The sequence below is a fragment of the Variovorax sp. UC122_21 genome (assembly GCF_044056785.1).
Lineage (GTDB): Bacteria > Pseudomonadota > Gammaproteobacteria > Burkholderiales > Burkholderiaceae_C > Variovorax.
In genome coordinates this window covers 1,431,492-1,454,382 of the sequence record NZ_CP172004.1, presented here as the reverse complement: position 1 = coordinate 1,454,382, position 22,891 = coordinate 1,431,492, and the positions used below count along the sequence as shown (strand labels likewise).

Sequence of the window (22,891 nt, the reverse complement as noted above, 5' to 3'; positions counted from 1 at the left end):
CATCAGAGCTTCGACAGGTCGGGGAAGGGCCGCACCGGCTCGCTGCCGTCCCAGCCTTCGGAGGCCGAGCGGATCAGGTCGAACATCTTCCCCTTCGGCCCGGCCACTTCCGACAGCTCGATCACGGTGCCCGGGTGGTACTCGGTGTCGAAGTAGATGAAGCGGCCGCGCTCGCCCACCTCGCCGCTCATCACCGGCTTGAAGCCCTGCGCCGTGAGGCGCGCGAGGTCGGCGTCGTAGTCGGCGGTCCAGTAGGCCACGTGCTGCAGGCCGGTGCGGCCCGCGCGCAGGAAGTCGCGGTACATCGAGGGCACGTCGTTGCGGGTCTGGATCAGCTCGACCTGCACATAGCCCGAGTTGGCCAGCGCCACCGAGTTGTGCGGCTCGTGCGCCTCGCCGTTGTAGCGGTAGTTGCGGATCGGCACCTTGGGGTTGTAGAACCAGGGACCGACGCCGAGCTCGCGGCTCCAGTAGTCCATGGCGGCCTCGATGTCGGGCACCACGTAGCCCAGTTGGCGGATCTCGCCGAGGAATCGACTCATTTTCTTGCGCGCTCCGTTGTGCGTGTTGTTGTCAGACTTTGAGAAAACCGGTGGAGAACCACGGGATCGCGGCGACCAGCACCAGCCCCGCGAGCAGCGCGGCCATGTAGCCCCAGATGTGGCGGATGCCCTCGTCGGGATCGACCTTGCTGACGGCGCAGGCGCCGTAGTAGCCGACGCCGAAAGGCGGCGCGAACAGGCCGATGCCCATCGCGAAGATCACGACCATGGCGTAGTGCACCTCGTGCACGCCGGCCGCCTTGGCGATCGGGAACAGCAGCGGCCCGAACAGCACGATGGCAGGGATGCCCTCGAGCACGCTGCCCAGCACGATGAAGGCCACGATCGAGACCGCGAGGAAGCCGTAGGCGCCGCCCGGGATGCCGGCCATGAGCTTCGCGAGGTCCTGCGAGAAGCCCGACTGCGTGAGTCCCCAGGCCATGGCGGTGGCGCAGCCGACGATGAAGATGATGGCGCCCGAGAGCGAGGCGGTCTCGACCAGCATCGGGCGCAGCCGGCGCCAGTCGAACTGGCGGTAGATCAAGAGGCCGACCAGCGCCGAATAGACGATGCCGATGGTCGAGACCTCGGTGGCCGTTGCCACGCCCTCGACCACCGCGGCGCGGATCACGAAGGGCAGCAGCACCGCGGGCAGCGCGACCAGCAACAGCTTGCCGATCTCGCGCGCGCCGTGGCGCTTCACCTGGCTCAGGTCCTCGCGGCGGTAGCGCCACCAGACCACCACGCAGAGCATGGCGCCGAGCACCACCGCGGGCATCAGGCCGCCGGTGAACAGCGCCGCGATCGAGATGCCGGTGACCGAGCCGATGGTGATCAGCACGATCGAGGGCGGGATGGTCTCGGTCTGCGCGCCCGTGGCCGACAGCAGCGCCACCAGGTCGCCGGGCTTGGCGCCGCGCTTGGTCATCTCGGGGAACAGCACCGGCGCGATGGCCGCCATGTCGGCGATCTTCGAGCCCGAGATGCCCGAGATCAGGTACATGGCGCCGATCAGCACGTACGACAGGCCGCCGCGCACATGGCCCAGCAGGCTGGCGAGGAACTGGATCATGGCGCGCGCCATGCCGGTCATCTCGATCAGCGCGCCGAGGAAGATGAACAGCGGCACCGCCAGCAGGATCAGGTGCGACATGCCCTCGTCGAGCCGCCCCACCATCACCAGCATCGGCGTGCGCGTGGTCAGCGCCAGGTAGCCGAAGGTGGCGAGCGCGAACGAGAAGGCGATCGGCACGCCGGCGAACACGGTGAAGGCCACCACGCCGACGAAGAAGATCAGCAGGTTGAGCTTGCCCAGCGGCGCCAGCACCGGGCCCGCGAGCCAGAAGGCGGCCACCAGCGCCACGGTGCCGAGCGCGGCCACGGCGATCTGCCGCACGGTGCACACGCGCAGCAGGCGCAGCAGCGCCACCACCCCCATCAGCGCGATGCCCGCGGGGATGGCCGAGGCGCGCCAGGCATTGCTGATCTCGAGCGCGGGCGTGACGACGAAGGACTCCTCGTGCGCGTAGTCGATGGCCGGCCAGGCCACCAGCGCGAGGAAGGCCACCGAGGCCGTGATGGCGAAGGTGTCGAACAGCGCGCGCGTGTCGGGCCGCAGCCGTGCCACGAAGGCGGTCATGCGCATGTGCTCGCCGCGGCGCAGCGCCACCACGGCGCCGAGCATCGACAGCCACAGGAACAGGATCGAGGCCAGCTCGTCGGACCACACCAGCGGCGCATGGAAGGCATAGCGCGCCGTGACGCCCGCGAACAGCACCACGATCTCGGCCAGCACCAGCAGCGCGGCCAGCGATTCCACCGTGCCGCCGAGCCAGCGGTCGAGGCGGCCGGCCAGCGGCGCCAGCGCGTTCGGATGGGCCGCGGCGGCGCCACCGGGGGCGAGCGCGTCGGCGGGAAGCACGTGGGAGGACATGGGTGACGCTCAGGCCAGCTTGCCCACGGCCTCTTCGAGCAGCGCCCAGGCCTCGGGGCCGAAGCGGCCCTTCCACTCGCCGTAGAAGCCCGAGTCGCGCAGCTTGGCGCGGAAGCTGTCGGCCGCCGGGCGGTTGATGGTCAGGCCCTTGGCCTGCAGGTCGCCCACCACCGACTCGTTGAGCTTGCGGATGTCCTCGCGCTGCTGCAGGCCGGCCTCGTTGATGGCGCGCGCGACGACGGTCTTGAGGTCGGCGGGCAGCGCGTCCCAGGCGCGGCCGTTGGCGATGAACCAGTAGCCGTCCCAGATGTGGTTGGTGAGCGAGCAGAACTTCTGCACCTCGAACAGCTTGGCGACCTGGATGATCGGCAGCGGGTTCTCCTGCGCATCGACGATCTTCGTCTGCAGCGCCGAGTAGACCTCGCTGAACTGCAGGCTCGCGGGCGCGGCGCCCAGGCCCTTGAACATGGAGATCGACAGCGGGCTCACGGGCACGCGGATCTTCAGGCCGTCCATGTCCTTGGCGGTGGCGACCGCGGCCTTGCTGCTGGTGGTCTGGCGAAAGCCGTTGTCCCACATCTTCTCGAACGCATAAAGGCGCGACTTGGCGATCGCGCCGCGCACGTGGGCGCCGAGCTTGCCGTCCATCGCGGCCCAGACCTGCTTGTAGTCGGCGAAGGCGAAGCCCACCGCATTGATCGCGGCCACCGGCACCAGCGTGGCGATCACCAGCGCCGAGGGCGTGAAGAACTCGATGCCGCCCGAGCGCACCTGGGCCAGCATGTCGGTGTCGCCGCCGAGCTGGTTGTTCGGGAAGATCTTGATCTCGACCCGGCCGTTGGTCTCCTTGGCGATGCGGTCGGCCGCTTCCTGCGCGCGAATGTTCAGCGGATGGCTCAGCGGCAGGTTGTTGCCGTACTTGTACGAGAACTCCGCCGCGCGGGCCGTGCGCGGCAGGGCCGAGAACACGCCGGCGGCCGGAACGGCCGCGATGGCGGGAAGGGCGGACAGGGTGCGAATCGCGCTGCGGCGGGTGACCGGTGCCATGCTGTGTCTCCGTTGTGTGGATGATGCGAATTGATGCATCATTGATTGAATTTCCTCGAAGATATAGGCCTCACCCTGTACCGTCAAACTACGGCTTGATGGTTTTTGATGTATGCGGGTTAACCCTTCAAACAAATCCCCCGCGCCGGCCGATGGCACCGCGGCGCGCGCCACCGTGGCCGACATCGCGCGCACCGCGCAGGTCTCGACCGCCACCGTCGACCGCGTGCTCAACAAGCGCCCCGGCGTGCGCGACGCCACCGTGCAGCGCGTGCTCAAGGCCGCTGCCGAGCTCGGCTACCTGCCCGAGCGCGACCTCTACGCGGCACTGGCGCCGCGGCCGCTGCGGCTGGTGTTCCTGCTGCCCAGCGGCACCAACCGCTTCATCCGCATGCTCGGCGACATGGTCGGCTACGCGCAGGAGCACTGGGCACCATTCAACGTGGTGTGCCGCACCGAGCTCACCGAGAGCTTCAACCCCGAGGCGCTGGCCGCCGCGCTGCTGCGCCTGGGCGGGCGCTGCGACGGCATCGCGATGATGGCGCTCGAGCATCCGGCCGTGCGCGAGGCCGTGGCCGCGCTGGCCGCGCGCGGCGTGCCGGTGGTGACGCTGATCTCGGACCTCGCGAACTCGCAGCGCGCGGCCTACATCGGGCTGGACAACCGCGCCGCCGGCCGCACCGCGGGCTACCTCATCGGCCGCTTCATCGGAGCGCGCGCCGCCAAGGTCGCGCTGATCGCGGGCAGCCTGCGCTACAGCGCGCACCAGGAGCGCGAGGCCGGCTTCCTGCAGGTGATCGACGAGATGTTCGAGCCGCTGCAGGTGGTGGGCCTGCGCGAGGGCCAGGACGATGCCGACAAGAACTACCGCCAGACCCGCGCCCTGCTCGAGCAGCATCCCGAGCTCGCGGGCATCTACAACATCGGCGGCGCCTCCGACGGCGTGGCGCGCGCGCTCAAGGAAGCGCAGCGCGACCAGAAGGTGGCCTTCATTGGCCACGGCCTCACGCCCGACACGCGCGCGCTGCTGATCGACGGCAGCATGGACGCGGTGATCACGCAGAGCCCGCACGCGACCCTGATGAGCTGCGTGCGCATCTTCACCAACCTGCGCGAGGGGCGCGACGTGCTCAGCGGGGTGGAGACGACGCGCAGCGTGGTGATCTTTCGCGAGAACCTGCCCTGAGCCTCAGCGCTCGGCACGGCCCGCGCGCTCGGCGAACAGCTCCGCGATCACCTGCCGCAGCCAGCGGTTCGCGGGGTCGGCCTCGAAGCGCTTGCTCCAGTGCAGCGACACCGTGAAGTCGCGCAGCGGAAACGCCGGCTCGACGATCGCGTAGCCGCCCTCCTGCGCGAAGCCGCGCGCGATGTTGCGCGGCATCACCACCGCGAGGTCGGTGGCGCGCACGATCGCCGGGAGCACCATGAAGTGCTCGGTGGTCAGGCGCACGCGGTCCTCGAGGTTCAGCAGCTGCAGGATGCGCAGGGTCTCGGCATGGGTGCGCACCGCCACGTACTCGAGCGTCTGCAGCGCCTCGATCAGCGCCTGGCTGGTACGCCGGCCGCGCGCGAACGGATGGCCCTTGCGCAGCAGCACGATGTAGCGGTCCTTCAGCAGGTGCAGGCGCTGCGTGTCGCGCACCTTGGGCAGGAAGCCGAAGGCGAAGTCGACGCGGCCGCTGTCGAGCGCGGGCGCGATCTCCGTGGGCGCGAGCGGCAGCGTCTCCACGCGCACGCCGGGCGCGAGCTCGCCGAGCCGCGCCATCAGCGCGGGCAGGAAGCGGCCCTCGCCGATATCGCTCATGTGGATGCGAAAGACCTTGCGCGAAGCCTTCGGCTCGAAGCGCGCGGGCTCGTGCAGCGCCTCCTCGAGCAGCGCGAGCGCGGCCTGCACGGCGGCCGCGAGGCGCTCGGCGCGCGGCGTGGGCGCCACGCCGCCGGGGGCGCGCGTGAACAGCGCGTCCTTCAGCAGCAGCCGCAGCCGGCCCAGGCCATGGCTGGCCGCGGGCTGGGTCAGCCCCAGCGACTCGGCGGCACGGCTCACGCTGCGCGCGCGGTAGACGGCATCGAAGAGACGCAGCAGGTTGAGGTCTATGGTTTCAATATGCATGCCGTTCATATCGCTTAGCTCGCTTATTTTATTGAAGCCGGGCCGCAAGCTCCGCACACTGGCGCCCGGCGTGAATTCGCCGCCCCCGACGAAAGCGCCACCACAACGAGAAGGAGACACGACATGGCCAGACTGCGTCCGCATTCGATGTCAGCGGTGCTCGCGACCCTTGCAACCTCCCTGCTCCTCGCGGCCGGCGCCGCCCGGGCCCAGCAGCCGCCCACCGAGGAGCCCGGCTGGGCCAAGGGCCGGCCGAAGAACGACGCGGCCACGCGGCTGGCGCCCGTGCCTTCGTTTCCCATCCCCACCGCGGCCGACCAGCTGCCCACTGCCAAGTTCAAGCTGCCGCCGGGCTTCAAGGTCGAAACCTGGGCCTCGGGCGTGCTCGATGCGCGCTCGCTGCGCCAGGGCGCCAAGGGCACGGTGTTCGTGAGCACGCTGTTCGTCGGCAACAAGGTCTATGCGATTGCCGAGAAGGGCGACCGCAAGCCGAAGACCATCGTCGACAAGACCGAGTTCGCCACCGGCATCGAATTCCACAAGGGCGCGCTCTACCTCGCCACGCACAAGCAGATCCAGCGCTACGACGGCATCGAGGACAAGCTCGACAACCCGGGCCAGCCGGTGGTGCTCTACGACAAGCTGCCCGGTGGCCAGGACCACAGCTGGCGCTACCTGCGCATCCGCGACGAGAAGCTCTACTACGCGGTCGGCGCGCCCTGCAACCTCTGCGAGCCCGACGACGCGCATGCGCGCATCTTCCGCATGAACCTCGACGGCAGCGGCATCGAGACCATCGCGCGCGGCGTGCGCAACACGGTGGGCTTCGACTTCGATCCGAAGACCGGCAACCTCTGGTTCACCGACAACGGGCGCGACTGGCTCTCCGAGGACCTGCCCAACGACGAGCTCAACGTGGTGACCAAGGCCGACCAGCACTTCGGCTATCCGTACTGCCACCAGGGCAACATCCTCGATTCGGAATTCGGCTGGGGCAAGAGCTGCGCCGACTACGTCAAGCCCGCCGCGCTGCTGGGCCCGCACGCCGCGGCGCTGGGCATGACCTTCTATCAGGGAAAGATGTTCCCGGCGAAATACCGCGGCGCGATGTTCATCGCACGCCACGGCCCCTGGAACCGCACCACCAGGTACGCCGACATCGCGGTGGCCTGGCCCGACGGCAAGGGCGGCGCGAAGGTCGAGCCCTTCATGACCGGCTTCGTCGAGAACAACACCTACCTGGGCCGGCCGGTGGACTTCCTGGTGCTCAAGGACGGCTCGATGCTGGTGAGCGACGACCACGCGGGTGCGATCTACCGCATCAGCTACGGCGGCAAGTGAGGCGCGCCGGATGACGAGGCACATGGCGATGGCGGCGACGGTGGCGATGCTCTGGGCACTGGCCCTGCCCGCGTTCGCGCAAGCGACCAAGGGCGCGCAGCCCAAGGCCGCGCCGGCGGCGGCATCGAGCGCCAAGGTCTACGCCGAACGCTACGCCGCGCTGTGCGCCGCCTGCCATGGCGCCGACGGCCGCAGCGAGATGCAGGGCGTGCCCTCGCTCGCGGGCCAGCATTCGTTCTACGCGATCACGCAGCTGTTCATGTTCCGCGAGGGCCGGCGCGCCAACGAGGCCATGACCGCGGTCGCCAAGACGATGAAGGACGAGGACCTGCGCGGCTTCTCCGACTTCATCGCGACGCTGCCCGCGCTGGCGCCGGCCGCCGCCGCCGCGCCACCCGACGCGGCACGCATGGCGCGCGGCCAGGCGCTCGCGCAGGAGAACCGCTGCGTGATCTGCCACGGCGCCGACCTGAGCGGCGGCCAGCAGGTGCCGCGCATCGCGCACCAGCGCGAGGAGTACCTCGCGCTCACGCTGCAGGAGTTCCGCAGCGGCAAGCGCCCGGGCTACACACAGGCGATGGGCGAGGCCGTGGGCCGCATGGCGCCAGAAGACCTCGACACCCTCGCCTACTACGTGGCGCGTTTTCCCACCGCGCCGCCCAGGCCCGGCGGCAAGTAGCGCCGCCTCCAGCAAAAAACAACGCCGGCCCGCACCCGGCGCGGGGACGCCTGCGTCCGCGCATGCCTTCATCCACTCACGCATCAACCCATCGGAGCGAATTCTTTTGGAAGTCTCATTCAGCAAGGAAGTCGAGGCACTGCGCCTCGGCGAGGGCGACACCTTTCACGGCGAGGGCATCCTCGCGATCACCAAGGGCCTGCTGCAGTCGGGCGTGGCCTATGTCGGCGGCTACCAGGGCGCGCCGGTCTCGCACCTGCTCGACGTGATGGTGCAGGCCAAGGGCTACATGGACGAGCTCGGCGTGCACGTCGAGGCCTGCTCGAACGAGGCCTCGGCCGCGGCCATGCTCGGCGCCTCGATCCACTATCCGCTGCGCGGCGCCGTGACCTGGAAGTCCATCGTCGGCACCAACGTGGCGGCCGATGCGCTGTCGAACCTGTCCTCGCCCGGCGTGACCGGCGGCGTGCTGATCGTGGTCGGCGAGGACTACGGCGAAGGCGCCAGCGTGATACAGGAGCGCACCCACGCCTATGCGCTCAAGTCGAGCATGTGCCTGCTCGACCCGCGGCCCGACCTGGCCGTGATGGTGCGCATGGTCGAGCAGGGCTTCCAGCTCTCGGAGACCTCGAACATGCCCTGCCTGATGGAACTGCGCATCCGCACCTGCCACGTGCGCGGCAGCTTCGCGTGCAAGGACAACCGCGCGCCCGTCGTGTCGACGCGCGCGCTCATGACCGACCCCGCGGGCTTCGACTACATGCGGCTCGCCCATCCGCCCGTGACCTTCCGACACGAGAAGCTCAAGGGCGACGAGCGCATTCCGGCCGCGCGCCGCCACATCGTGGCCCAGGGGCTCAACGAGCTGATGCCCGGCGGGCGCCATGCCGAGCTCGGCATCGTGGTGCAGGGCGGCCTGTACAACGCGCTGATCCGCGGCCTGCAGCAGCAGGGGCTGGCCGATGCCTTCGGCGAGAGCGAGATCCCGATCCTGGTGCTCAACGTCACCTATCCGCTGGTGCCCGAGCAGTTGGCCGACTTCTGCCTCGGCAAAAGCGCGGTGCTGGTGGTGGAGGAAGGCCAGCCCGAGTACATCGAGCAGGACATCGCGACCCTGCTGCGCCGCCGCGACATCCAGACGCCGCTGCACGGCAAGGACCTGCTGCCCTCGGCCGGCGAGTACGGCGTGGAAGTGCTCTCGGGCGGGCTCGCCGCCTTCGTCTCGAAGTACGTCGGCGAGGGCGAGACTGCCGCATCGGCGCTGTCGGCCCAGGCCTGGCTGGCCGGCAACCGCGAGCGCCGCGAGGCGGTGGCACGCCGGCTCGACGTGCCGCTGCCGAACCGGCCGCCGAGCTTCTGCGTGGGCTGTCCCGAGCGGCCGGTGTTCTCGGCCCTCAAGCTCGCGCAGCAGACCACGGGGCCGGTGCACATCGCGGCCGACATCGGCTGCCATGCCTTCGGCACCTTCGAGCCCTTCTCGATGGGCCACTCGATCCTCGGCTACGGCATGAGCCTCGCGAGCCGCGCGGGCGTGTCGCCGATGATGAACCGGCGCACGCTGTCGATCATGGGCGACGGCGGCTTCTGGCACAACGGCCTGTTGACCGGCGTGCAGAGCGCGCTGTTCAACGGCGACGACGCGGTGCTGCTGATCTTCAAGAACGGCTACACCTCGGCCACCGGCACGCAGGACATCATCTCCACGCCCGACGACGAGGTGAAGGAGCGCGCCGTCGACAAGCAGCAGAGCCTGGTCGACAAGAACCAGACCATCGAATCCACGCTCAAGGGACTGGGCGTGCAATGGATGCGCACCGTGACCACCTACGACGTGGAGCGCATGCGCCGCACCCTGACCGAGGCGCTGACCAGCGACTTCGACGGCCTCAAGGTGGTGATCGCCGAAGGCGAATGCCAGCTCGAGCGGCAGCGCCGCATCAAGCCCTGGATCGCGAGCCTGCTGCAGCGCGGCGAGCGCGTGGTGCGCGTGAAGTACGGCGTGGACGAGGACGTGTGCAATGGCGACCATGCCTGCATCCGGCTCTCGGGCTGCCCCACGCTCACGCTGAAGGACAACCCCGATCCGCTCAAGCTCGACCCGGTGGCGACCGTGATCGACGGCTGCGTGGGCTGCGGCCTGTGCGGCGCCAACGCGCACGCCGCCACGCTGTGCCCGAGCTTCTACCGCGCCGAGGTGGTGCAGAACCCGAAGTGGCACGAGCGGCTGCTGCACGGCTTGCGCGGCGCGGTGGTGCGCGCGCTGCGCCCGGCCTGAGGAGGAACAGACGATGGAACGACATTCCTCCCCGGCGTCCACGCAGCGCCCGATCACGCTGCTCGTCTGCGCCCTCGGCGGCGAAGGCGGCGGCGTGCTCACCGAATGGCTGGTGGAGACCGCGCGCCACGCGGGCTTCGCCGCGCAGAGCACCTCGATCCCCGGCGTCGCGCAGCGCACCGGCGCCACCACCTACTACATCGAAGTGTTCCCGGTGCCGCTGGCCGAGCTCGGCGGGCGCCGGCCCGTCTTCAGCCTGAGCCCGGTGCCGGGCGCGCTCGACGCGATCGTGTCGTCGGAGCTGCTCGAGACCACGCGCCAGATCGGCAACGGCATGAGCGCGCCGCCGCGCACGCTGGTCATCAGCTCGTCGGCGCGCGTGCTCACCACCGCCGAGCGCATGGTGCCCGGCGACGGCCGCGCCGACGCGCAGCGCCTGATCGACGTGGTCAAGGCCTTCAGCCGCGAACACCACGTGCTCGACATGGGCGCGATGGCGCGCGAGGCCGGCACCGTGGTCAGCGCCGTGATGCTCGGCGCGATCGCGGGCAGCGGGCTGTTCCCGTTCGAGCGCGCGGCCTACGAGCATGCGGTGCGCGGCGGCGTCGCGCACGACAAGGTCGGCAAGGCGGCAGCGGCCAGCCTGCGCGGCTTCGCGGCCGCCTTCGAGGCCGTGAGCGCGCCGCGCGCCCAGGCCGCGTTCGTGCGCGGCGTGCTGGCCGAGGAAGGCCGCGATGCGCCGCCCCCCGCGCGCGCGCTGCCCGCCGAGCTGGCGCAGCGCTTTCCGCCGGCCGTGCACGACCTGCTGGCGCTCGGCCATGCGCGCGTGCTCGACTACCAGGACGAGGCCTATGCCGCGCTCTATGCGCAGCGGCTGGCGCGCGTGCTCGATGCCGAGCGCGCGGCCGATCCGGCCGGCGCGCGCGGCTTCGCCATCGTGCGCGAGACCGCGCGCTGGCTCGCGCTGTGGATGGCCTTCGACGACATCGTGCGCGTGGCCGCGCTCAAGGGCCGCGCCAGCCGCGCGCAGCGCGTGCGCCGCGAAGTGCGCGCGGGCGAGGCCGACATCGTGAAGGTCTACGACCACTTCAAGCCCGGCGCGGCCGAGTTCGCGGCGCTGCTGCCGAGCGCGCTCGCGCGCCGCGTGACGGCCTGGGACCGCGCGCGCCAGGCACGCGGCCGCGAGCCCTGGGCGCTGCCGCTGCAAGTGGGCAGCCATGCCGTCTGGGGCATGGCCTCGCTGCGCCTGCTGGCCTCGCTGCGCTGGCTGCGCCGCCGCGGCAGCCGCTTCGCGGAGGAACAGGCCCTGATCGAGCGCTGGCTCGCGGCGGTGGAAGCCGGCGCGCGCGAGAACTGGGTGCTGGGCCGCGAGCTCGCGCTGTGCGGCCGGCTCATCAAGGGCTACGGCAGCACCAACGAGCGCGGCAAGCACACGCTGCTGCACCTGGTCGCCGAACTCGCGGGCCGCACAGCGATGCCCGCGCCGGCACGCGCCGAGGCCATCGCCGCCGCGCGCGAGGCCGCGCTGGTCGACGAAGGCGGCAAGGCGCTCGATGCCGCGCTCGCGCAGCACGGCGCGGCGCCACGGCCGGTGCAGGCGCAGCCCATCCGCTGGATGAAGCGGCCGCCGGCCGCCACGCCTTCGCGCCCCGCCTGAGCCTCATCGCATCCCCAAGAAGAAACAGGAGACACACCGTGACCCTCGACGCTTTCCCCTGGCGACGCCGGCTGCTGCTGGCCGCCGCCCTCGCCTCCCTCGCCGGCGCCCCGGCATGGGCCGACACCGCCACCGCCTGGCCCGCCAAGCCGGTCAAGGTGATCGTCAACTTCCCGCCCGGCGGCGCGGCCGACCAGATCGCGCGCGCCGTCGCGCAGCCGCTGCAGGAGGCGCTCAAGCAGCCGGTGGTGATCGAGAACCGCGGCGGCGCCAACGGCAACCTCGGCGGCGAGGCCGTGGCGCGCGCGCCGGCCGACGGCTACACGCTGCTGATGAGCTCGGGTGGCATGGTGTCGGTGAACCCGCACCTCTATGCGCGCATGAGCTTCGATCCGGCCAAGGACCTGGTGCCGGTGGCGGCCGCGGCGCGGGTGCTGGTGTTCCTGGTCGCCAAGCCCTCGCTGCCGCCGGCCAACGTGCGCGACTTCATCGCCTATGCCAGGGCCAACCCCGGCAAGCTCTCGTATGCCTCGCCGGGCAGCGGCAGCTCGCCGCACCTCGCGGGCGAGATGTTCAAGAGCCAGGCCGGCCTGTTCGCGCTGCACGTGCCCTACCGCGGCGCCGCGCCCGCGCTGCAGGACCTGCTGGCGGGCCAGGTCGACTACGCCTTCGATCCCGGCATCGGCCTGCAGCAGGTGCGCGCGGGCAAGCTGCGCCTCCTGGCCGTGGGCAGCCCGCAGCGCTCGCCGCTGTTCCCCGACGTGCCCACGCTCGACGAGGCCGGCCTGCGCGGCTTCGACGCCGACACCGTGTTCGGCTTCTATGCGCCGGCCGGCACGCCGCCCGAGGTGGTGGCGCAGCTCAATGCGCAGATCAACCGCGCGCTCGCGCTGCCCGCGGTGAAGGAACGCATCGCCTCGCTGGGCGACGAGGCCGTGCCCGGCACGCCGGCCGAGTTCCAGCAGCGCGCCGCGGCCGACTCGCAGCGCTTCGGCGCGCTGATCCGCGAACGCCGCATCGCGGCGGATTGAACCCAGGAGCGCGCACCCGAACCTCGAGACCTTCTCCCCCGATCCCCTTGCTCACTGAATCCACAGCACGCAGAACGAAAGAGAGACAAGCCATGCAGACTTCCTTCCATCGCCGCCCCGGCGCCTTCGCGCTCACGCTGGCACTCGCGGCCTCGGCCATGGCCCCAGCGCTCGCGCAGGACAAGCCGGTGCAGATCAAGCTGTCGAGCTGGGTGCCCGCGCAGCATCCGCTGAACCCGGCCCTGCAGGCCTGGGCCGACGACATCAAGAAGGCCTCGAACGGCTCGATCACCGCGATCCTCTTTCCCTCGGAGCAGCTGGGCAAGGCCTTCGACCACTACGACATGGCGCGCGACGGCATCGCCGACTTCTCGTACGTGAACCCCGGCTACCAGCCGGGCCGCTTCCCGCTGATGGCCGGTGCCTCGCTGCCCTTCCTGTTCGCCAACGGCAAGGAGGGCTCGGCCGCCATCGACGACTGGTACCGCGCCTACGCCGCCAAGGAGATGAAGGACGTGAAGTACTGCTTCGCCTTCGTGCACGACCCCGGCACCTTCCATTCACGCAAGAAGATCGTGCTGCCCGCCGACGTGAAGGGCATGAAGGTGCGGCCCGCGACCAGCACCGTGGGCCAGCTCATCACCTCGCTGGGCGGCACCAACGTGCAGGCCTCGGCGCCCGAGTCGCGCGACATGCTCGAGCGCGGCGTGGCCGATGCCATCACCTTCCCCTGGGGATCGATCGGCCTGTTCGGCATCGACAAGGTGGTCAAGTACCACATGGACGTGCCGCTGTACGTCACGCCCTTCGTCTGGGTCATGAACAAGGGCAAGTACGACGCGATGTCGGCCGGCCAGAAGAAGGTGATCGACGACCACTGCACCAGCGAATGGGCGCAGAAGGTGGCCGCGCCCTGGGCCGACTTCGAGTTCGCGGGCCGCGCCAAGATCGCCGCGCAGTCGGGCCACGAGGTCTACAAGCTCACGGCCGAGCAGCTCGATGCCTGGCGCAAGGCGGCCGCGCCGTCGGAGGCGCAGTGGTCCGACAGCGTGAAGAAGACGGGCGAGGATCCGAAGGCCGTGATGGACGCGCTGAAGGCGAGCCTGGCGAAGCACAAGTCGGCGCTGTAGAAGCCCCCACCCGTTCACGCTGAGCCTGTCGAAGCGCTGCGCGAGGCTTCGACAAGCTCAGCCCGAACGGTCTCGGTTGCCCATTCGCGAACTCCGAACCACTCCTCCTCCATGTCCACCCGCTCCATCTCCTTCATGGACCGCGTGATCAACACGATCGAATGGCTGGCCGCCATCTTCGTGGGGATCGTCGCGCTCAACATCTTCGTGGCCGTGGTGCTGCGCAAGTTCTTCGACACCTCGATCCCCGACGCCTACGACTTCGGCCGCATGCTGCTCGGGATCCTGATCTTCTGGGGCATCGCGGCCACCAGCTACCGCGGCGGCCACATCACGGTCGACCTGGTCTGGACCGCGGCCGGCCCACGCATGCGCCGCGCGATCGACATCTTCGCCACCCTGGTGCTGCTGCTGGTGGTGGCGGTGCAGACCGCGATGCTGTTCGACAAGGTGCGGCTCACCTACACCGACAACGTGCTGACCTACGACATGAACATCCCCACCTGGCCGTTCTATGCCGTGGCCTGGGCCGGCGACGTGTCGGCCGTGATCCTGATCGCCGTGCGCACCTGGCGGCTGATCTTCCATCCCGAACTGCTGCACGACGAGCACGTCGAAGAGAAGGTGAGCGAATGAGCACCGATGCAGTCGCCCTGCTGGGCTTCGTCGCCCTGTTCGTGCTGATGCTGCTGCGCGTGCCCGTGGGCATGGCGATGGGGCTGGTCGGCGTCACCGGCTACAGCTACCTCGTGGGGCCCGGCCCCGCGCTCAAGCTGGTGGGCCAGACCTCGATGCGCACCGTGACCGACTACACCTTCGGCGTGATCCCCATGTTCATGCTGATGGGCGCGCTGGTCTCGGTGTCGGGCGTGAGCCGCGAGCTGTTCCGCGCCGCCAACTCCATGATCGGCCACCTGCGCGGCGGCCTCGGCGTGGCCACGGTGGTGGCCTGCGGCGGCTTCGCGGCGATCTGCGGCTCCTCGGTCGCCACGGCCGCCACCTTCTCGTCGGTGGCCTATCCCGAGATGCGGCGCTTCGGCTATCCGCAGTCCTTCGCCACCGGCGTGATCGCCGCGGGCGGCACGCTGGGCGCGATGCTGCCGCCGTCGACCGTGCTCGCGGTCTACGCCATCCTCACGCAGCAGGACATCGGCAAGCTGTTCATGGCCGGCATCGTGCCGGGCCTGCTTGCGATGCTGATGTACGTGCTGACCATCGTGGTCATCGTGCGCGTCAAGCCCGGCTGGCTGCCGCGCGGCGAGGCGCGGGCCTGGAGCGAGCGCACGGCCGAGCTCAAGAACGTGTGGGCGCCGATCGTGCTGTTCCTGTTCGTGATCGGCGGGCTGTACGGCGGCTTCTTCACGCCCACCGAGGCCGGCGGCGTGGGCGCGAGCGGTGCCTTCATCCTCGGCGTGCTGCGCGGGCGGCTCGACCGCGCGAAGATCCGCGAGGCCCTGCTGTCGGCCACGCGCACGGCGGCGGCGGTGTTCACCGTGCTGATCGGCGCGCTCTTGTTCGGCTACTTCCTCACCATCACGCAGAGCCCGCAGAAGCTCACCGAGTTCCTCACCGGCCTGGGCGTGGGCCGCTACGGCGTGCTCGCGCTGATCATGGTGATGTACCTGGTGCTCGGCTGCCTGATGGACGCGATGGCGATGATCATCCTCACGGTGCCGATCATCTATCCGGTGATCGTGCACCTGGGCTTCGATCCGATCTGGTTCGGCATCATCATCGTGATGACGGTGGAGCTCGGGCTGATCCATCCGCCCGTGGGCATGAACGTGTTCGTCATCAAGAGCGTGGTGAAGGACGTGAGCTTCACCACCATCTTCAAGGGCGTGCTGCCCTTCGTGGCAACCGACATCCTGCGGCTGGTGATCCTGATCGCCTTCCCCGCGATCGCGCTGTGGCTGCCCGGGCGCATGGGATGAAGGCAGCAAGCAGAATCGAGACCATGAGCACCAAGGAAATCGTCTACACCGTCCGCGTCGAATTCGGCGACTGCGATCCCGCCGGCATCGTCTGGTTCCCGAACTTCTTCCGCTGGATCGACGCGGCCTCGCGCCACTTCTTCCACCAGTGCGGCGTGCCGCGCTGGGAGGAGACCACGAAGACGCTCGGCGTGATCGGCACGCCGCTGGTCGACACCCACACGCGCTTCATCAAGACCGCGAGCTACGGCGACACCCTCGAGATCGCGACGCGCATCGCCGAGTGGCGCGAGAAGAGCTTCGTGCAGGCCTACCGCGTGACGCGCGGCGCAGACCCGATCCTCGAATGCGAGGAGGTGCGCATCTTCGGCGGCAAGCGCGAGGACGGCAGCCTGCGCGCGCTGCCGGTGCCGCCGTCGATCCGCGCGCTCTGCGAATAGCGCGGCGCGAATACGCACAGCCGAACGCAGAAGAAACACAAGAGCGCGCAGACGTCGCGGAAGAGACGACCGATCTCCGGATGTCCTGCCGCGACTTCTGCGAGACCTTTGCGCCCTTTGCGTTCGGCTGCCCGTTTTTCTCTCAGCCTCAGGCCCTCGCGACCATCAGCTTCGCGAGCAGGCCGTCGACGCCGCGCTCGATCAGGTCGAAGGCCTCGACGAAGGCTTGCCGGTCGCCGTACCAGGGATCGGGCACGTCGCCCGAGAGCCCCTCGGCGAAGTCGGTCAGCAGATGGACCCGGTGCGCCGTGCCCGCGGGCGCGAGGCGGCGCAACGCCGCGCAGTGGTGGCCGGTCATGCCGACGATGGTGTCGAAGCGCTCGAAGTCCGAGGCCCGCACCTGCCGCGCGCGATGCGCGGGCATCTCGATGCCGCGCCGCCGCGCCTCGGCCACCGAGCGCGGATCGGGCGGATTGCCGCGCTCCTCGTCGGAGATGGCGGCACTGTCGACGTCGAGCGCGAGGTGCGCGGCGCGTGCCTTGTGCAGGAGCAGGGCGTGGGCGGTGGGGGAGCGGCAGATGTTGCCGGTGCAGATGAAGAGGACGCTGGCCTGGGTCATGGCCGCATTGTCCTGCCCGGACATGATCGCGTCGCGCAACTTAACGCAGCCTGACCACCGCGCGGGCCCGCGCCGCATCGAGGCGCCATCGCAACACTGTGGCCTCAAAACCCTGCATCGAACGCTGAAACGCGCATTTCGGGTTGCCCCCGCGATGACGCAGTGCAACAATCCCGCATCTTCACTTCGGAGCCTCGTGCGTGGACAGTGCCAGTTGGATCAGTGACCAGACGCGTGCCGTGGCATGCGCGGCACACCAGGCTCCGTAGCGCAGGCTTCTTGCGCGCCGCGGCCGACGTGCCCGCGGCGTGATGCCTGCCCTCCCCGGCAGGCTCTCCCTCCCCCGACATCCGTTTCGTCACTGGCGTCTCTTTGCCAGCCAGCGTGGTCCATGCCACGAGGTCCTCTCGCCCGTCACGGGTCGAAGGAGCCTTGTCATGCGTCAACTCGTTCTTCATCGCCAGCCCCCGCATCGCGGCCACGCCGCCGCGCCTGACACCGACCCGCGCGCCGCGTCGGCGCGCCGGTCCGCGGCCGACGTGCTGCAGCCCGAGGCCGACCAGGAGCTCGACAAGTCCGCGTCGTTCTGGAGCACGCGGCGCATCCGCTGCTTCCTGCTGCTGGTGCCGGACCCGCGCAAGCCGCGGCGTTCGTAGCGCCTGTCCACCGGCACGTCGCACCGACCGTTGCATTCGAGCGAAGCATCGCGCTTTCATCCACCCATCTTCACGGAGGCCTCATGGACCCAGACCCTCGCTGGCGCCGCTGCGCGCCTCCCCCGCCTGATCGCGCCACGCGCCGGTCGGCCTGCATCGCCATGAACCATCCGCGGCACACCGAGCCGCGAAGGACCGTCACCTCCGGTTGATCCGCGGGAGGTTCTCCTTCGCGCGCCCCGTTGCGCGCCTCGCCAGGAGAACCTCGAATGAACCGCCAATGCCTGCGGCCCGCCACCAGGGCCGCCCTCCTCGTCCTCCGCCCCGCACGCGACCCGCGTCGTGCCGCCGCGCCGCGTCCTCCACGCCGCGAAGGAGAAGGCGCATGAAGAACGTCTTCAAGTCCTTCTTCGAAAGCTTCCTGCGCAGCCGCCGCATGCTGCATCACTTCGAGCGCTGGCAGACGCTGCTGGGCTCGAAGCCCGTGGGCACCGCCTCGGCCGCGATGCCGCCCGAGATCGCGAACGCGCTGAGCGCCGCCTCGCTGGCCGATGCAAGCGACATGCTCGCGCAGCTCGGCAGCTCGCCCCGGGGCCTGAGCGAGGACGAGGCCACCGCCCTGCGCAAGCGCCTGGGCGGCAACGAGGTGAACCACGAGAAGCCGCTGCCGTGGTGGACCCACCTGTGGCAGTGCTACCGCAATCCCTTCAACCTGCTGCTGACCGTGCTCGCGCTGGTCTCCTACGTCACCGAGGACATGAAGGCCGCGGTGGTGATCGGCAGCATGGTGGTGCTGTCGACGGTGCTGCGCTTCCTGCAGGAGTCGCGCTCGAACAAGGCGGCCGACGAGCTCAAGGCGATGGTCAGCAACACCTCGACCGTGCTGCGGCCCGAGGAAGGCTCGGCCGGCGCGCTGCGCATCGAGGTGCCGATGCGCGACCTGGTGCCCGGCGACCTGATCGCGCTGTCGGCCGGCGACATGATCCCGGCCGACTGCCGGCTGCTCTCGGCCAAGGACCTGTTCATCAGCCAGTCGGCGCTGACCGGCGAGGCGATGCCGGTCGAGAAGTTCGCCACCGTGCCCGCCGCCGGCAGCGCGAGCGGCGTGCTCGAGCGCGACAACCTGCTGTTCATGGGCACCAACGTGATCAGCGGCACCGCGACCGCGCTGATCGTGCACACCGGCGCGCGCACCTTCTTCGGCGCGCTGGCGCAGCGCGTGAGCGCCACCGACCGCGGCACCACGGCCTTCCAGGCCGGCATCAACCGCGTGAGCTGGGTGCTGATCCGCTTCATGCTGGTGATGGCGCCGCTGGTGCTGGTGATCAACGGCGTGACCAAGGGCGACTGGTGGGAAGCGGCGCTGTTCGCGCTGTCGATCGCGGTCGGCCTCACGCCCGAGATGCTGCCGATGATCGTGACCGCCACGCTCGCCAAGGGCGCGGTCGTGATGTCGCGCCAGAAGGTGATCGTCAAGCGCCTCGAGGCGATCCACAACTTCGGCGCCATGGACGTGCTGTGCACCGACAAGACCGGCACGCTGACGCAGGACCGCATCGTGCTCGAGCGCCACACCAACGCCTGGGGCGAGGGCTCCGACCACGTGCTGCAGCTGGCCTACCTCAACAGCTTCCACCAGACCGGCCTGAAGAACCTGCTCGACAAGGCGGTGCTGAGCCATGCCCAGATGCAGCTCGACACCCGGCTGCAGACCGACTGGCGCAAGGTCGACGAGGTGCCTTTCGACTTCTCGCGCCGCCGCATGTCGGTGGTCGTCGCCGGCAGCGACGCGGCCGAGGAACACCTGCTGATCTGCAAGGGCGCGCTCGAGGAAGTGCTGGCCGTGTGCAGCGCGGTCGAACGCGGTGCCGAGGTGCTGGCGCTCGACGCGGAGGTGCTCGCGCGCATCCACGCCGTGGCCTCGGAGCTCAATGCCCAGGGCCTGCGCGTGGTGGCCGTGGCCAGCCGCGTTCTGCGCTGCGATGCGCGCGGCGACGCGCGCCGTGCCGCCTACGGCGTGGCCGACGAGGCCGAACTCACGCTGCTGGGCTACGTGGCCTTCCTCGATCCGCCGAAGGAATCGACCGCGCCCGCGCTGCGCGCGCTGGCCGAGCACGGCGTGGCCGTGAAGGTGCTGACCGGCGACAACGAGCTGGTGACGCGCAAGGTCTGCGCCGACGTCGGCATCGAGGCCGGCCGCATGGTGCTGGGCCACGAGGTCGAGCGCATGAACGAGGCCGAGCTGCGCCAGATCGTCGAGAAGCGCCAGGTCTTCGCCAAGCTCACGCCCGCGCACAAGGAGCGCATCGTGCATGCGCTGCATGCCAACGGCCACGTGGTGGGCTTCATGGGCGACGGCATCAACGACGCGCCCGCGCTGCGCGCGGCCGACATCGGCATCTCGGTCGACGGCGCGGTGGACGTGGCCAAGGAATCGGCCGACATCATCCTGCTCGAGAAGAGCCTGATGGTGCTCGAGCAGGGCGTGGTGGAGGGCCGCCGCACCTTCGCGAACATGCTGAAGTACATCAAGCTCACCGCGAGCTCGAACTTCGGCAACGTGTTCTCGGTGCTGGTGGCGAGTGCCTTCCTGCCCTTCCTGCCAATGCTGCCGCTGCACCTGCTGGTGCAGAACCTGCTGTACGACGTGTCGCAGATCGCGATCCCCTTCGACAACGTGGACGAGGAGTTCCTGCGCAAGCCGCAGAGCTGGAACCCGGGCGACCTCGGCCGCTTCATGGTGTTCTTCGGGCCGCTGAGCTCGGTGTTCGACATCCTGACCTATGCCGTGATGTGGTTCGTGTTCGCCGCCAACTCGCCCGAGCACCAGACCCTGTTCCAGTCGGGCTGGTTCGTCGAAGGCCTGCTGTCGCAGACGCTGATCGTGCACCTGATCCGCACGCGCCGCATCCCGTTCCTGCAGAGCCGCGCGGCCTGGCCGCTGCTGATCATGGGCGCGGCGATCGCGGCCGTGGGCATCTGGCTGCCGATGGGCCCGGTGGCGCACTACTTCAAGCTCGAGGCGCTGCCGCTGGCTTACTTCCCATGGCTGGTGCTGATGCTCGGCGGCTATGCGGCGCTGGTGCAGACGGTCAAGGGCTGGTACGCGCGGCGCTACGGCTGGCAATGAGCCGATGACGACAACAGGGAACGGCGGCTGTCACATGCCGCCGCTACCCTGGTTTGCGAACGACGAGGAGGAGATCCGCATGGAAGCGATACAGAACTTCAACCTGCCTTCGCTGCTCGACACCCTGCTGAGCGTGTCCACGGCCTTCGTGCTGGGCTCGCTGATCGGCTTCGAGCGCCAGGTGCGCCAGCGCACCGCCGGGCTGCGCACCAACACGCTGGTGGCCGTGGGCGCGGCCGTGTTCGTCGACATGGCCAACCGCCTGCACGGCCACGACGGCGCGGTGCACGTGGCGGCCTACGTGGTCTCGGGCATCGGCTTTCTCGGCGCGGGCGCGATCATGAAGGAAGGCGCCAACATCACGGGCCTCAACACCGCGGCCACCTTGTGGGGATCGGCCGCCGTCGGCGCCTGCGCGGGCGCCGACCTGATCGGCGAGGCCGTGATAGCGGCGCTGTTCGTGCTCGCGAGCAACACCCTGCTGCGGCCCGTGGTCAACCGCATCAACCGGCAGCCGGTGAAGGAGGAGTCGGGCGAAGCCAGCTACACCGTGCGCGTGATCTGCACGCGCGCCTCGCGGCCCGAGGTGATGGACCAGGTGCTGCTGCTGCTCGAGGAAGCCAATTACCCGGTGCGCGACGTCGACCAGCATGCCTTCGGCGCCACCGATACCGAGATCGAGGCCACGCTCTACGCCACCGCGGTCGAGGCCGAGGAACTCGACCGGGTGGTCGCGGAGCTCGAGGCGCTGGAGGGGGTGCAGCAGGCGTTCTGGAATGCGAGCGCGGAGGACTGAATCCGTTCGCCCATGAAAAAAGCGGCACCGCCTTCCAGCGATGCCGCTCTCATCAAGACAGCGAGTCGAAGCGTCCCGCTCAGACGCCCAGGATCGACACCGCCTTGGTGTTGAGGTAGGCCTCGAGCGCTTCCGGGCCGCCTTCCGAGCCGTAGCCCGAATCCTTCACGCCGCCGAACGGCATCTCGGGCGACGGGGTCGCGGGCTGGTTGACCCACAGCATGCCGAGTTCGAGCTTCTGGCTCAGCAGGTGCGCGTTCTTGATCGACTTGGTGAACGCATAGCCGGCCAGGCCGAAGGGCAGGCGGTTCGATTCGGCGATGGCCTCGTCCAGCGTGTCGAAACCGCGGATGGCGGCGATCGGGCCGAAGGGCTCGTTGTTGAAGACGTCGGCGTCCAGCGGCACGTCGGTCAGCACGGTGGGGGCGAAGAAGTTGCCGGCATCGCCGACGCGCTCGCCGCCGGTGGCGATGGTCGCGCCCTTCTTGCGGGCGTCGTCGAGCACATGCGCCATGGCCGTGAGGCGGCGCGCATTGGCCAGCGGGCCCAGGGTGGTGCCTTCGGTCAGGCCGTCGCCGAGCTTCAGGCCTTCGGCGTGCTTGACCATGGCCTTGGCGAATTCCTCGCGGATGCTGTTGTGCACCAGGAAGCGGGTCGGCGAGATGCAGACCTGGCCCGCGTTGCGGAACTTGGCGGCACCGGCGGCCTTGGCGGCCAGCGCGACGTCGGCGTCCTCGGCCACGATCACCGGGGCGTGGCCGCCCAGTTCCATGGTCACGCGCTTCATGTGCTGGCCGGCCAGGCCGGCGAGCTGCTTGCCGACGGGGGTCGAGCCCGTGAAGGTGACCTTGCGGATGATCGGGTGCGGGATCAGGTAGGCCGAGATCTCGGCCGGGTTGCCGAACACCAGGCCGACGGTGCCGGCGGGGATGCCGGCGTCGACGAAGGCCTGCAGCAGGGCAGCGGGCGACGCGGGGGTTTCCTCGGGTGCCTTCACGAGGAAGGAGCAGCCGGTGGCCAGCGCGGCGCCGAGCTTGCGCACGACCTGGTTGATCGGGAAGTTCCAGGGCGTGAAGGCGGCCACGGGGCCCACGGGCTCCTTGATGACCAGCTGCTGCGCCGCGAGGTTGCGCGAGGGCACGATGCGACCGTAGACGCGGCGGCCTTCGTCGGCGAACCATTCGATGATGTCGGCGGCGGCCAGGGTCTCGCCCTTGGCTTCGGCCAGCGGCTTGCCCTGTTCCTGTGTCAGCAGCTTGGCGATGTCGCCGGCGCGTTCGCGGATCAGGCCGGCGGCGCGGCGCATGACGGCGGCGCGCTCATGGGCCGGGGTGTTGCGCCAGGCGTCGAAGCCGCGCTGGGCGGCGGCCAGGGCGCGGTCGAGGTCGGGGATGCCGGCATGCGCCACCTTGCCGATGACTTGGCCCGTGGCCGGGTTCACCACGTCGAGGGTCTTGCGGCTGGCGGCGTCCACCCATTCGTTGTCGATCAGCAGGCGGGTGTCGGTATAGGAGGAGGCGGTCATGGCGAGCTTTTTCCTTCGGCAGGGGATGGGAGTGGAAACGGGGAGT

General features: G+C 69.8%; 19 protein-coding genes. 13 read left to right on the top strand and 6 right to left on the bottom strand.

All coding sequences use genetic code 11. From position 1 onward, the window contains the following. Positions 1 to 2 precede the first annotated feature (2 nt). From ACHMXE_RS19255 to ACHMXE_RS19245, 3 genes are read right to left on the bottom strand one after another with little or no spacing between them, the layout of a single operon-like run. On the bottom strand, positions 3 to 542 hold the full coding sequence (locus ACHMXE_RS19255) for a VOC family protein (protein ID WP_395350751.1): 540 nt from the start codon (positions 540 to 542) through the stop codon (positions 3 to 5). A 31-nt stretch (positions 543 to 573) separates the two neighbouring features. Next, positions 574 to 2,475, bottom strand: coding sequence for a TRAP transporter large permease subunit (locus tag ACHMXE_RS19250; protein WP_395350748.1), 1,902 nt, complete (start codon positions 2,473 to 2,475; stop codon positions 574 to 576). Between the two features lie 9 nt (positions 2,476 to 2,484). Then, on the bottom strand, positions 2,485 to 3,522 hold the full coding sequence (locus ACHMXE_RS19245; RefSeq protein WP_203202321.1) for a TRAP transporter substrate-binding protein: 1,038 nt from the start codon (positions 3,520 to 3,522) through the stop codon (positions 2,485 to 2,487). A gap of 112 nt (positions 3,523 to 3,634) precedes the next feature. Here ACHMXE_RS19245 and ACHMXE_RS19240 point away from each other — a divergent pair, with 112 nt between their 5' ends. Further along, a complete protein-coding gene (locus ACHMXE_RS19240; protein WP_395350745.1) occupies positions 3,635 to 4,708 on the top strand; it encodes a LacI family DNA-binding transcriptional regulator in 1,074 nt (357 codons plus the stop codon). 3 nt (positions 4,709 to 4,711) lie between these two features. Here ACHMXE_RS19240 and ACHMXE_RS19235 read toward each other — a convergent pair whose 3' ends face one another. Further along, positions 4,712 to 5,641 carry a LysR family transcriptional regulator gene (locus ACHMXE_RS19235; protein ID WP_395350742.1) on the bottom strand — a complete coding sequence of 310 codons (930 nt, stop codon included), beginning with the start codon at positions 5,639 to 5,641 and terminating at the stop codon, positions 4,712 to 4,714. A 114-nt stretch (positions 5,642 to 5,755) separates the two neighbouring features. On the opposite strand from ACHMXE_RS19235, the gene ACHMXE_RS19230 reads away from it, so the two are divergent. From ACHMXE_RS19230 to ACHMXE_RS19190, 9 genes are all read left to right on the top strand, one after another. Further along, positions 5,756 to 6,973 (top strand): PQQ-dependent sugar dehydrogenase, encoded by a 1,218-nt coding sequence (locus ACHMXE_RS19230; protein ID WP_395350740.1) that lies wholly within the window; start codon positions 5,756 to 5,758, stop codon positions 6,971 to 6,973. A gap of 10 nt (positions 6,974 to 6,983) precedes the next feature. After that, positions 6,984 to 7,652 carry a c-type cytochrome gene (locus ACHMXE_RS19225; RefSeq protein ID WP_395350738.1) on the top strand — a complete coding sequence of 223 codons (669 nt, stop codon included), beginning with the start codon at positions 6,984 to 6,986 and terminating at the stop codon, positions 7,650 to 7,652. A 106-nt stretch (positions 7,653 to 7,758) separates the two neighbouring features. Continuing rightward, entirely contained in the window at positions 7,759 to 9,927 is a 2,169-nt protein-coding gene (locus ACHMXE_RS19220) for a thiamine pyrophosphate-dependent enzyme (protein ID WP_395350735.1), read from the top strand. Positions 9,928 to 9,940: 13 nt separating this feature from the next. Further along, entirely contained in the window at positions 9,941 to 11,584 is a 1,644-nt protein-coding gene (locus ACHMXE_RS19215) for an indolepyruvate oxidoreductase subunit beta family protein (protein WP_395350732.1), read from the top strand. Between the two features lie 38 nt (positions 11,585 to 11,622). After that, entirely contained in the window at positions 11,623 to 12,615 is a 993-nt protein-coding gene (locus tag ACHMXE_RS19210; RefSeq protein WP_395350730.1) for a Bug family tripartite tricarboxylate transporter substrate binding protein, read from the top strand. Positions 12,616 to 12,707: 92 nt separating this feature from the next. After that, positions 12,708 to 13,745 carry a TRAP transporter substrate-binding protein gene (locus tag ACHMXE_RS19205; RefSeq protein ID WP_395350728.1) on the top strand — a complete coding sequence of 346 codons (1,038 nt, stop codon included), beginning with the start codon at positions 12,708 to 12,710 and terminating at the stop codon, positions 13,743 to 13,745. Between the two features lie 111 nt (positions 13,746 to 13,856). Then, a complete protein-coding gene (locus ACHMXE_RS19200; RefSeq protein ID WP_395350725.1) occupies positions 13,857 to 14,381 on the top strand; it encodes a TRAP transporter small permease in 525 nt (174 codons plus the stop codon). After that, positions 14,378 to 15,679 (top strand): TRAP transporter large permease, encoded by a 1,302-nt coding sequence (locus ACHMXE_RS19195; protein WP_395350722.1) that lies wholly within the window; start codon positions 14,378 to 14,380, stop codon positions 15,677 to 15,679. Before ACHMXE_RS19200 ends, ACHMXE_RS19195 begins: the two co-directional genes overlap by 4 nt. Before the next feature lie 23 nt (positions 15,680 to 15,702). Further along, positions 15,703 to 16,119 carry an acyl-CoA thioesterase gene (locus ACHMXE_RS19190; RefSeq protein WP_395350719.1) on the top strand — a complete coding sequence of 139 codons (417 nt, stop codon included), beginning with the start codon at positions 15,703 to 15,705 and terminating at the stop codon, positions 16,117 to 16,119. A gap of 148 nt (positions 16,120 to 16,267) precedes the next feature. Here ACHMXE_RS19190 and ACHMXE_RS19185 read toward each other — a convergent pair whose 3' ends face one another. Further along, entirely contained in the window at positions 16,268 to 16,738 is a 471-nt protein-coding gene (locus tag ACHMXE_RS19185; RefSeq protein WP_395350716.1) for a low molecular weight protein-tyrosine-phosphatase, read from the bottom strand. A gap of 437 nt (positions 16,739 to 17,175) precedes the next feature. On the opposite strand from ACHMXE_RS19185, the gene ACHMXE_RS19180 reads away from it, so the two are divergent. The 3 genes from ACHMXE_RS19180 to ACHMXE_RS19170 all read left to right on the top strand — a co-directional run bounded on the left by ACHMXE_RS19180 (position 17,176) and on the right by ACHMXE_RS19170 (position 21,320). Next, positions 17,176 to 17,394 carry a hypothetical protein gene (locus ACHMXE_RS19180; RefSeq protein WP_395350713.1) on the top strand — a complete coding sequence of 73 codons (219 nt, stop codon included), beginning with the start codon at positions 17,176 to 17,178 and terminating at the stop codon, positions 17,392 to 17,394. A 385-nt stretch (positions 17,395 to 17,779) separates the two neighbouring features. After that, complete coding sequence (mgtA, locus tag ACHMXE_RS19175; protein ID WP_395350710.1) at positions 17,780 to 20,524, top strand: magnesium-translocating P-type ATPase; 2,745 nt, start codon at positions 17,780 to 17,782, stop codon at positions 20,522 to 20,524. A 79-nt stretch (positions 20,525 to 20,603) separates the two neighbouring features. Next, positions 20,604 to 21,320: an MgtC/SapB family protein gene (locus tag ACHMXE_RS19170; RefSeq protein ID WP_057596546.1), complete on the top strand. Its 717-nt coding sequence runs from the start codon at positions 20,604 to 20,606 to the stop codon at positions 21,318 to 21,320. Between the two features lie 79 nt (positions 21,321 to 21,399). Here the strand turns inward: ACHMXE_RS19170 and ACHMXE_RS19165 are convergent, their stop codons facing one another. Then, on the bottom strand, positions 21,400 to 22,845 hold the full coding sequence (locus ACHMXE_RS19165; RefSeq protein ID WP_203202336.1) for an NAD-dependent succinate-semialdehyde dehydrogenase: 1,446 nt from the start codon (positions 22,843 to 22,845) through the stop codon (positions 21,400 to 21,402). Between the last annotated feature and the right edge of the window lie 46 nt (positions 22,846 to 22,891).